The following is a 7,812-nucleotide window of genomic DNA, read 5'->3' on the forward strand; positions in this document are numbered from 1 at the left end:
GGCGTCTGCCGCGGCACATGGTCCCGTCGGCGCTGGTGGTGCTGGAGGCGCTGCCGATCACGCCGAACGGCAAGCTGGACCAGCGCGCCCTGCCCACACCCGCAGCCGTCACCGCCGAGCAGAACGGACGAGCCCCGCGCTCGGTGCAGGAGGAACTGCTCTGCGGCCTGTTTGCCGAGGTCATCGGTGTTCCATCGGTGAGCATCGACGACGACTTCTTCGCCCTGGGCGGTCATTCGCTTCTCGCGGCCCGGCTGATCAGCCGGATCCGCAGCACCTTCGATGCCGAGCTCGGGATCCGTGACCTGTTCGACGCCTCCACGGTCGTGGGCGTCGCGGAGAAGCTGAAGGACGGCCGTCCGGCGCGTCCGGCGTTGGTGGCGGGCCCGCGGCCGGAGGTGCTGCCGCTGTCGTTCGCGCAGCAGCGGCTGTGGTTCCTGGACCAGCTCGAAGGCGCCTCCGCGACCTACAACAGCCCGTTCGCGTTCCGTCTGCACGGGGCAGTGGACGTGGAGGCTCTGCGTGCGGCGATCGGTGACGTGGTGGGCCGGCACGAGGCCCTGCGCACGGTCTACCCGGCGGTCGACGGTCAGCCGCGCCAGCTGGTCCTGCCCGCCGACGACGCCCACGTCCCGTTCACGGTCGAGCCGTGCACGGAGGACGAGGTGGCGGAGCGGATCTCCGCCGAGGCGTTCGCCGCCTTCGATCTCTCCGCCGAACTTCCGCTGCGGGTGGTGCTGTTCGCGCTCGGCGAGGACGAATCGGTCCTGGTGCTGACCTTGCACCACATCGCGAGTGACGGTTGGTCCTCCGGTCCGCTCTGGTCGGGTGTCGCCTCGGCCTACCGGGCCCGGCTGGCCGGTTCCGCGCCGGTCTGGGAGCCGCTGGCGGTCCAGTACGCGGACTACGCACTGTGGCAGCACAACCAGCTCGGCGACGCCATGGATCAGCAGCTCGCCTACTGGGCGGAGGCGCTGAAGGGCTCGCCGCAGGAGGTCGCTCTGCCCTTCGACCGGCCCCGCCCTGCCGCCGCGTCGCATGACGGTGAGCTGTTGGAGTTCCATTTCGACGCCCAATTGCATGCAGAGCTGGAGGGGTTGGCGCGTCGGCACGGTGTGACGTTGTTCATGGTGTTGCATGCGGCGTTGGCGGCTCTGTTGTCGCGGCTGGGTGCGGGGACGGATGTTCCGATCGGGACGGTGGTGGCGGGGCGTTCGGACCAGGCGCTGGACGATGTGGTCGGGTTCTTCGTGAACACGCTGGTGCTGCGGACGGATGTGTCGGGTGAGCCGACCTTCGGTGAGCTGCTGGGCCGGGTCCGTGACACGGACCTGGCGGCGTTCACCAACCAGGACCTGCCGTTCGAGCGGCTGGTGGAGGAGCTGAACCCGGTGCGTTCGCTGGGCCGGCATCCGCTGTTCCAGGTGATGCTGGTCCTGCAGAACAACGACGAGGGGTCGCTGGAGCTGCCGGGTCTCGTCGCGCAGCCCGAGTCCTTCGGGACGCCGCCCGCGAAGTTCGATCTCAACCTGACCTGCGTCGAGAACCGTGACGGTTCCCATGCGCCCGCCGGTATCACGGCTGTTCTGCAGTTCGCGACCGATCTGTTCGATCGGGGGACCGCGGACCAACTCGCGGAGCGGTTGGTGCGGTTGCTGGGTGTGGTGGTCGGGGATCCGGAGGTTCCGGTGTCCGGGTGGGAGGTGTTCGATTCTCCCGAGCAGGAGCGGTACTTCCTGGCGCGGGCGGAGCGGGCGCGGGCCGGTGCGGTGGAGGAGACCGAGGAGGTTCAGGGTGCGGTGCGGGGGCATCGTGGTCCCCGGACGGCGCAGGAGGAGATCCTGTGCGCGTTCTTCGCCGAGGTGCTCGATGTGCCGTCGGTGGGGATCGACGACAACTTCTTCGCTCTGGGCGGTCATTCGCTTCTCGCGACGCGGCTGATCAGCCGGATCCGCACCGCCCTGAACGCCGAGCTGGGCATCCGTGACCTGTTCCGCAACCCGACAGTCGTGGGCGTCGTGGAGAAGCTGAAGGACGGTGGCCCGGCCCGTCCGGCGCTGGTGGCGGGCGCGCGGCCGGAGGTGCTGCCGCTGTCGTTCGCGCAGCAGCGACTGTGGTTCCTGGACCAGCTCGAAGGTGCCTCCGCCACGTACAACAGTCCGTTCGCGTTCCGCCTGCACGGCACGGTGGACATCGAGGCTCTGCGCGGCGCGATCGGTGACGTGGTGGGCCGGCACGAGGCCCTGCGCACGGTCTACCCGACGGTCGGTGGTCAGCCCCGGCAGGTGATTCTGCCGGTCGGCGATGTCGAGGTCCCGTTCCGGGTGGAGCCGTGCACGGAGGAGGGGGTGGCGGAGCGGATCTCGGCCGAGGCGTTCGCCACCTTCGACCTGGCCTCCGAACTCCCGCTGCGGGTAGCGCTGTTCACCCTCGGCGGGGACGAGTCCGTCCTCGTCCTGACTTTGCACCACATCGCGAGTGACGGTTGGTCCTCCGGCCCGCTCTGGTCGGGCATCGCCTCGGCCTACCGGGCCCGGCTGGCCGGTTCCGTGCCGGTCTGGGAGCCGCTGGCGGTCCAGTACGCGGACTACGCACTGTGGCAGCACAATCAGCTCGCCGAGACCATGGACCAGCAGCTCGCCTACTGGGCGGAGGCGCTGAAGGGCTCGCCGCAGGAGGTCGCTCTGCCCTTCGACCGCCCCCGCCCTGCCAGCGCCTCGCACGAGGGCGAGCTGCTGGAGTTCCACCTCGACGCCCAACTGCACGCCGAACTCGAAGCGTTGGCGCGCCGTCACGGGGTGACCCTGTTCATGGTGCTGCACGCGGCGCTGGCGGCGCTGCTGTCGAGGCTGGGCGCCGGCACGGACATCCCGATCGGGACGGTGGTGGCCGGGCGCTCGGACCAGGCGCTGGACGACGTGATCGGGTTCTTCGTGAACACGCTGGTGCTGCGGACCGACGTGTCGCAGGCCCCCACCTTCGGCGAGCTGCTGGGCCGGGTCCGTGACACCGACCTGGCGGCGTTCACCAACCAGGACGTGCCGTTCGAGCGGCTGGTGGAGGAGCTGAACCCGGTGCGTTCGCTGGGCCGGCACCCGCTGTTCCAAGTGCTCCTGGTCCTGCAGAACAACGACGAGGGCACCCTTCGGCTGCCGGGCCTCACCGCGCAGCCCGAGTCCTTCGGGACCCCGCCCGCGAAGTTCGACCTCAACCTGACCTGCGTCGAGAACCGTGACGGCTCCAACGCACCCGCCGGCATCCTCGCCGTCCTGCACTACGCCACCGACCTCTTCGACCACACCACCATGGCCCTGTTGGCGGAGCGGTTGGTGCGGTTGCTGGGTGTGGTGGCCGGGGATCCGGAGGTTCCGGTGTCCGGGTGGGAGGTGTTCGATTCTCCCGAGCAGGAGCGGTACTTCCTGGCGCGGGCGGAGCGGGCGCGGGCCGGTGCGGTGGAGGAGGCCGAGGAGGTTCAGGGTGCGGTGCGGGGGCATCGTGGTCCCCGGACGGCGCAGGAGGAGATTCTGTGCGCGTTCTTCGCCGAGGTGCTCGATGTGCCGTCGGTGGGGATCGACGACAACTTCTTCGCTCTGGGCGGTCATTCGCTTCTCGCGACGCGGCTGATCAGCCGGATCCGCACCGCCCTGAACGCCGAGCTGGGCATCCGTGATCTGTTCCGCAACCCGACCGTGGTCGGGGTCGTGGAGAAGCTGAAGGACGGTGGCCCGGCGCGTCCGGCGCTGGTGGCGGGCGCGCGGCCGGAGGTGCTGCCGCTGTCGTTCGCCCAGCAACGACTCTGGTTCCTGGACCAGCTCGAAGGCGCCTCCGCCACCTACAACAGCCCCTTCGCGTTCCGCCTGCACGGCACGGTGGACACCGAGGCTCTGCGCGGCGCGATCGGCGACGTGGTCGCCCGGCACGAGGCCCTGCGCACGATCTATCCCGCGCACGACGGTCAGCCCCGCCAGCTGATTCTGCCCGCAGACGCCGCCCAGGTCCCGTTCCGGGTCCAGCCGTGCACGGCGGACGAAGTCGCGGAGCGGATCTCGGCCGAGGCGTTCGCCGCCTTCGATCTGGCCTCCGAACTCCCGCTGCGGGTCGCGCTGTTCACCCTCGGCGGGGACGAGTCCGTCCTCGTCCTGACCTTGCACCACATCGCCAGTGACGGTTGGTCCTCCGGCCCGCTCTGGTCGGGCATCGCCTCGGCCTACCGGGCCCGGCTGGCCGGAATCACCCCGGAGTGGGAGCCGCTCACCGTCCAGTACGCCGACTACACCCTGTGGCAGCACGATCAGCTCGCCGAGACCATGGACCAGCAGCTCGCCTACTGGGCGGAGGCGCTGAAGGGCTCGCCGCAGGAGGTCGCTCTGCCCTTCGACCGCCCCCGCCCCGTCACCGCCTCGCACGAGGGCGAGCTGCTGCAGTTCCACGTCGACACCGAACTGCACGCCGAACTCGACGCGTTGGCGCGCCGCCACGGGGTCACTCTGTTCATGGTGCTGCACGCGGCGCTGGCCGCCCTGCTGTCGAGGCTGGGCGCCGGCACGGACATTCCGATCGGCACGGTCGTGGCCGGGCGCTCGGACCAGGCCCTGGACGAGCTGGTCGGGTTCTTCGTGAACACGCTGGTGCTGCGGACCGACGTGTCGCAGGCCCCCACCTTCGGCGAGCTGCTGGGCCGGGTCCGTGACACCGACCTGGCGGCGTTCACCAACCAGGACCTGCCGTTCGAGCGGCTGGTGGAGGAGCTGAACCCCGTCCGTTCCAGCTCCACGCACCCGCTGTTCCAGGTGATGCTGGTCCTGCAGAACAACGACGAGGGCACCCTGCTGCTGCCGGGCCTCACCGCGCAGCCCGAGTCCTTCGGGACGCCGCCGGTCAAGTTCGACCTCAACCTGACCTGCGTCGAGAACCGTGACGGCTCCAACGCACCCGCCGGCATCCTCGCCGTCCTGCACTACGCCACCGACCTCTTCGACCACACCACCATGAGCCTGCTGGCGGACCGCCTGCTCCGGCTGCTGGCCGCCGTGGTCGCGGACCCGGACCGGTCGATCGAGGCGGTCGACGTCCTGACCCCGGCCGAGCGCCGGCGGATCCTCGTGGAGTGGAACGACACCGGGCGCGTCCCGGCGGACACCCGACCGGTCCCGGAGATCTTCGAGGGGAGCGTCCGGCGGATGCCGGACGCGAACGCGCTCGTCTTCCAGGGCGAGGCCCTGACGTTCCGTGAGCTGAACGCGCGGGCGAACCGCCTGGCGCGGCTGCTGATCGACCGCGGGGTGGGGCCGGAGCAGACCGTGGCCGTCCTGCTGCCGCGGGGCACCGACCTGATCGTCTCGCTACTGGCGATCCTGAAGGCCGGCGCCTGCTACGTCCCCGTCGACCCGGAGTACCCCGTCGAGCGGGTCACGTACATGCTGGACAACTGCGGGCCCGCCCTCGTGGTCACCGGCCGGGAGACCGCCGCGCGGTTCGCGGGCCTCGCCGGGCGCGTGCCGCAGCTGCTGGACCTGGCGGAGCCCGCGGTCGGCGCCGAACTGGCCGGCCGGTCCGACGCCGACGTGTCGGACGCCGATCGGCTCTCGCCGTTGCGCCCGGAGCACTCCGCGTACGCCATCTTCACCTCCGGGTCGACGGGGAAGCCGAAGGGCGTGCTCATCGAGCACCACTCGCTGGCCAACCTCGTCCACAGCCACCGGGAGGACGTCTACCGGGCCGACATCGCCTCCGCCGGCCGCCCCCTGCGCGCCGCCATGATCGGGGCGACGACCTTCGACGCCAGCTGGCTGCTGCTCTTCTGGCTGCTGGACGGCCACGAGCTGCACCTGGTGGACGACGGGACGCGCCGGACGCCGGAACTCCTGGTCGACTACATCGAGGCCGAGGGGATCGACTACATCGAGACGACCCCGACCTACTGCCGGCAGCTGATCGAGCTGGGCATGCTCTCCGCGGAGCGCTCCTCCCGCCCCCGGATCGTCGACGTCGGCGGCGAGGCGGTCGACGAGGCGCTCTGGGCGGACCTGCGGCGGGCCGGGGTCGCCGGCAACAACCAGTACGGTCCCACCGAGTGCACCGTGTACAGCACGAACGCCGTGATCGGCGCGTACGAGCGGCCGGTCATCGGCCGGCCGATCCGCAACACCCGGCTGTTCGTCCTGGACGACCGGCTGCGGGTGGTCCCGCCGGGCGTCCCCGGCGAGCTGTACATCGCGGGGGAGCTCCTGGCGCGCGGCTACGTGGGCCGGCCGGCCCTGACCGCCGAGCGCTTCGTGGCGAATCCGTTCGGGGCGCCGGGCGAGAGGATGTACCGCACCGGCGACCTCGTGCGGTGGCGGGCCGACGGCGCCCTGGAGTACGTGGGCCGGGCGGACGACCAGGTGAAGATCCGCGGCTTCCGGATCGAGCCGGGCGAGATCGCCGCGGTGCTGCAGGCGCACGACGCGGTGGCGCAGGCCGCCGTGGTGGCGCGGGAGGACCGGCCGGGGGACCAGCGCCTGGTGGGCTACGTGGTGCCGGTGGCCGACCGGGAGGCCGACCCGGAGGAGCTGCAACGCTTCGCCGCGGGGCGGCTGCCGCGCCACATGCTGCCGTCGGCGGTCGTGGTGCTGGAGGCGCTGCCGATGACGTCGCACGGCAAACTCGACCAGCGGGCGCTGCCGGCGCCGGTCGCCGGTGCGGGCGGCGGTGCGGGCGGCGGCGGGCGGGCTCCGCGGTCGGCGCAGGAGGAGATCCTCTGCGCGGTGTTCGCCGAGGTCCTCGGGGTGCCGTCGGTGGGGATCGACGACGACTTCTTCCTCCTGGGCGGTCACTCGCTCCTCGCGGCCCGGCTGATCAGCCGGATCCGCACCGCCCTCGGCGCCGAGATCGGCATCCGGGACGTCTTCGACGCCCCCACCGCCGCCGCCCTCGCCGGACGGCTGGACGACGCGGGGCAGGGCGACGGCGCCCTCGCCACCCTGCTGCCGCTGCGCAGGAGCAGCGGCCCGGCGGCCCGGCCGCTCTTCTGCGTGCACCCCGCGGCCGGCATCAGCTGGGTCTACTCGGGACTGCTCCGCCACCTCGACGGCGACCGTGCCCTGTACGGTCTCCAGGCCCGCGGCCTGCTGGCCCCCGAGGCCGTTCCGGAGAGCCTCGACGCCATGGTCGACGACTACCTGGCACTGATCCGCTCCGTGCAGCCGCAGGGCCCGTACGCGCTGCTGGGGTGGTCGTTCGGCGGGGTCGTGGCCCATGAACTCGCCGTCCGGCTCCAGGAGGAGGGCGAGGAGATCGAGGTCCTCACCCTGATGGACGGCTTCCCGGCCGGTGGCACCGGGACCCCGGCCGGGTCGGCCGAGGCGCTGAGCGGCGAGGAGGCCGTGCGGGCGCTCCTGGAGTCGCTCGGCTACGACCCGGATTCCGCGGCGGCGGCGGACGGTCCGTTCGCACTGCTCGACGACGCCACGCTGGAGGCCATGGCCAGGGTCTTCCTCGGGAACATCGCGGTGCTGGACTCGTTCAAGTCCCGTACGTTCAGGGGCGATGTGCTCTTCTTCGAGGCGACCAGGGAGGAGCCGCTCCCCCCGGTGCGGCCCGAGGACTGGCAGCCCCACGTCACGGGCCGGATCGAGGTGCACCGGGTGACCGGACGGCATGGTGAAATGACGAGGCCGGATCAGCTCGCCCAGATCGGCCCGGTCCTCGCCGCCCGGCTCGCGGGCGAGCGCGACGGGTCCTAGCTGCTGGATCGGCGGCCCGTGTGCCGGTCGGCACACGGGCCCCCCGACGGCCCTCCCACACGTCCCCGCACCGCCCCGCGAGCGGGCG

Annotated in this window: 1 pseudogene; it reads left to right on the forward strand. The window is 71.7% G+C overall.

The annotated features are described in order from the left end of the window. Positions 1 to 17: 17 nt before the first annotated feature. Positions 18 to 7,724: pseudogene (locus tag ACWGKU_RS39320) on the forward strand (amino acid adenylation domain-containing protein); the annotation flags it as partial. Positions 7,725 to 7,812 lie beyond the last annotated feature (88 nt).

It is taken from the genome of Kitasatospora sp. NPDC054768, assembly GCF_053612025.1.